Genomic DNA, 3,284 nt, shown 5'->3' with positions numbered 1-3,284 from the left:
AAGCGATGATGCAATAAAAAGGCATCGATCAACGACCGGCGCTTTTTGCCCGGTTTTTCTTAATTAGAAACATTCATGACCAGTTTTTCTGATCGGCTAACCGGCAAGCACACACGCAGATGGACACGCATAAGTTTTAGGGAGAACCTGTAAAGACATGGCAAATTTACTCGTTGAGACGGGGGAAACGGCAACATTGTGCGGCAATTCGTTTTTCATTTGGACGATCTTGAAAAAGGGCTGTTTTTAGGCTATAGTCTAAAATGGACGCTAAGGATCAGCAAATGCTATGGGGGTTCGTTATGTCAAATCGCTTTGCGATCATTCTTGCTGCCGGAAAAGGAACAAGGATGAAGTCGAAGGTACACAAAGTACTTCACAAGGTTTGCGGGAAATCAATGATTCGCCATGTCGTGGACGAAGTGGTTCAGGTGAACTTTTCCAAAACCTATGTGATTGTCGGTCACGGTTCCGATGCGGTCAAAGCCGAAGTGGGCAAAGATGCTAAATGTCTGTTTCAACGTCAGCAGCTGGGTACGGGTCACGCCGTGCTACAAGCGGCTGAACAACTTGCGAACCTTGATGGAACAACGGTTGTGCTCTGCGGCGATACACCGCTCATCACACACCAGACGATCGAAAAACTAATTCAACTTCAAGAAAAGAAAAACGCATCTGCTGCTGTGCTTACAGCGAACACGTTGCAGCCGACGGGCTATGGACGCGTGATACGGGATCGCTTTGGTGATGTAGCGAAAATTGTCGAAGAAAAGGATGCCACTTCTGAAGAAAAAAAAGTAACAGAAATTAATACAGGGATCTACAGTTTTGATAATCGACGGTTGTTCCAGTTGCTCGGCCAGGTAAAGAACAATAATGCTCAAGGCGAATACTATCTTCCTGATGTCATTGGCATGCTTGTCCGGGAATCTGAGAAGGTTATTGCTTATACCACGGACCATTTTGAAGAGACGGTCGGTGTTAATGACCGAATTCAATTGGCGGCTGCGGGGAAATATATGCAGGCACGCATTAATTGCGCCATGATGAAACAAGGTGTTTCACTCATTGATCCGGAGCGCACGTATCTCTCACCAACCTGTACGATCGGAAAGGATACAGTCATCTATCCGGGCACAGTGATTTCAGGAAAAACGCAAATCGGCGAGAACTGTTTCATTGGAGCCAACACGCAAATTCGCGATTGCATCATTGGCGATGAAACGACAATTGACCAATCAGTGCTTGAGCAAAGTGCCATTGGCAATAAAGTACGGATTGGTCCGTTCGCCTACATTCGCCCGCTGTCCAAGATCCATGATCAGGCTAAAGTGGGCAGTTTTACTGACACGTTGAACACGGACATTGGAGAACGGAGCGGGCCGACTCCTTAAAGCGGCAAGGCTGCGGCAAGATTCCAACGCTCAAAAATAATAACTAAACGATGCAGAAAAGCACTGGGTAAACCATTAACTGGAGGGAACCATTCGATGGTCAGCTATTTAGATCCAAATTTGAAAGTATTCAGTCTCAATTCCAATCCTGATCTTGCTAAGCAGATTGCAGAACATATCGGCATTAAATTGGGCAAATGTCTTGTTTCGTCCTTTAGCGACGGTGAAATTCAAATCAGTATCGAAGAAAGTATTCGCGGTAGCGAAGTATATGTTATTCAATCAACAAGTGATCCGGTTAACCAACACTTGATGGAAATGCTGATTATGATCGATGCATTAAAACGTGCATCGGCAAAGACGATTAACTTGGTGATTCCGTACTACGGCTATGCGCGTCAGGATCGCAAAGCGCGTGCACGCGAACCGATCACGGCTAAGCTGGTCGCAAATCTTCTTGAGACTGCAGGGGCAACACGTGTTTTGACCCTCGACCTTCACGCACCGCAAATCCAGGGATTCTTTGATATCCCGGTTGATCAGCTGCTTGGTGTTCCGACGCTTTCGGAATACTTCATGAGTAAGCAGCTTGATGATATCGTTGTCGTTTCTCCAGATCATGGCGGCGTAACACGCGCCCGCAAGATGGCTGATCGCTTGAAAGCACCGATTGCAATCATTGACAAACGTCGGCCGCGTCCGAATGTTTCAGAAGTTATGAACATTATTGGCGATATTCAGGATAAAACGTGCATTATCATCGACGACATTATCGATACGGCATGGACGATTACACTTGCTGCAAATGCCTTAGTTGAGCGCGGCGCGAAAAAGGTGTATGCTTGCTGTACACACCCTGTGTTATCGGGTCCTGCTATTGAACGTATTCAGGGTTCTGCAATCAGCGAGCTTGTGGTAACGAATACCATTCCGTTGCCGGAAGAAAAGAAGATTGATAAGATTGTGCAATTGTCTGTTGCACCGTTGATTGGAGAAGCAATCATCCGAATTCATGAGAAACTTTCAGTCAGCCGGTTGTTTAACTAACTTAGGACTGAAGTAATGTGTTGATACAGGGTTAGATTTCTTATGTTTGGTAAAAATTCTAAAGATGGATGAGTTGAAAGGAAGTGCACGCGCGCATGGCAACATTAAATGCGGCAATTCGTAATAACTATAAGAAATCGTATACGAAAAAGTTAAGAAAAGAAGGTAAAGTTCCTTCCGTTGTTTACGGAAAAACCGTAGGAAATGAAGGACTGGCCGTGGATGCTCAAGCGGTTGACAAACTGTTCCGCAGTGAGGGACGCAACGCTATCATCAATTTGGCTATTGAAGGAAAGAAGAAATACACCGTTATGGCGCACGATCTGCAATTTGACCTGCTCAAAGGCAACGTTCGCCACATTGATTTTCTCGAAATTAATATGAATGAAGAAATTGATGCCGTTGTTCCGGTTATCCTAAAGGGTGCTGAACAAGTTGAAACCGGCGATACCGTATTGAACAATCAATTGTCTGAACTGACTGTTCGCGCGTTGCCAAACAACCTGCCAAGTGCGATTGAAGTCGATGTAACCAAATTAAGCATCGGCGATTCAATCCGCATCAGTGACCTTGCTGCCGCTGCCAAGGACTATACGATTCTCGGCGATGCTGAAGACGCAATTGTTTCCCTTTCTTATGGTTCTCAAGAAACAGCTGCACCTGAAGGAGAAACTGCTGCAGATACGGCTGCTGAACCGACAAGTACCGACGCTGCAGAATAACGAGCGTTTCTGATTTTGATTAGAGAGGGTGCCTCAAAAGTCCGTTATTTACTTTGAGACACCCTTTTTAACAGTATAAGATTTTGCCCCCTCTTCAAACCAATAGACCAGTGTCTTGGCC

The 3,284-nt window shown here is 45.5% G+C and carries 3 protein-coding genes; all 3 read left to right on the top strand.

What is annotated here, in order from left to right; genetic code table 11:
- Positions 1–302 precede the first annotated feature (302 nt).
- The 3 genes from glmU to SIN01_RS14295 all read left to right on the top strand — a co-directional run bounded on the left by glmU (position 303) and on the right by SIN01_RS14295 (position 3,163).
- Positions 303–1,394 carry a bifunctional UDP-N-acetylglucosamine diphosphorylase/glucosamine-1-phosphate N-acetyltransferase GlmU gene (gene glmU, locus SIN01_RS14305; protein WP_010026783.1) on the top strand — a complete coding sequence of 364 codons (1,092 nt, stop codon included), beginning with the start codon at positions 303–305 and terminating at the stop codon, positions 1,392–1,394.
- Between the two features lie 96 nt (positions 1,395–1,490).
- The gene (locus SIN01_RS14300; protein WP_010026784.1) at positions 1,491–2,441 is read left to right on the top strand and encodes a ribose-phosphate diphosphokinase; all 951 of its coding nucleotides are present in this window, start codon (positions 1,491–1,493) and stop codon (positions 2,439–2,441) included.
- Positions 2,442–2,536: 95 nt separating this feature from the next.
- Positions 2,537–3,163 carry a 50S ribosomal protein L25 gene (locus SIN01_RS14295; protein WP_010026785.1) on the top strand — a complete coding sequence of 209 codons (627 nt, stop codon included), beginning with the start codon at positions 2,537–2,539 and terminating at the stop codon, positions 3,161–3,163.
- Positions 3,164–3,284 lie beyond the last annotated feature (121 nt).

This window comes from Sporolactobacillus inulinus (assembly GCF_006539285.1).
Classification (GTDB): Bacteria; Bacillota; Bacilli; order Bacillales; family Sporolactobacillaceae; genus Sporolactobacillus; species Sporolactobacillus inulinus.
This window is presented reverse-complemented; position numbering and strand designations above follow the sequence as displayed.

Excerpts from the sequence above, each read along its gene's own strand:
- SIN01_RS14300 (WP_010026784.1), top strand. The coding sequence starts at position 1,491 with ATGGTCAGCTATTTAGATCCAAATTTGAAAGTATTCAGTCTCAATTCC.
- glmU (WP_010026783.1), top strand. The coding sequence starts at position 303 with ATGTCAAATCGCTTTGCGATCATTCTTGCTGCCGGAAAAGGAACAAGG.
- SIN01_RS14295 (WP_010026785.1), top strand. The coding sequence starts at position 2,537 with ATGGCAACATTAAATGCGGCAATTCGTAATAACTATAAGAAATCGTAT.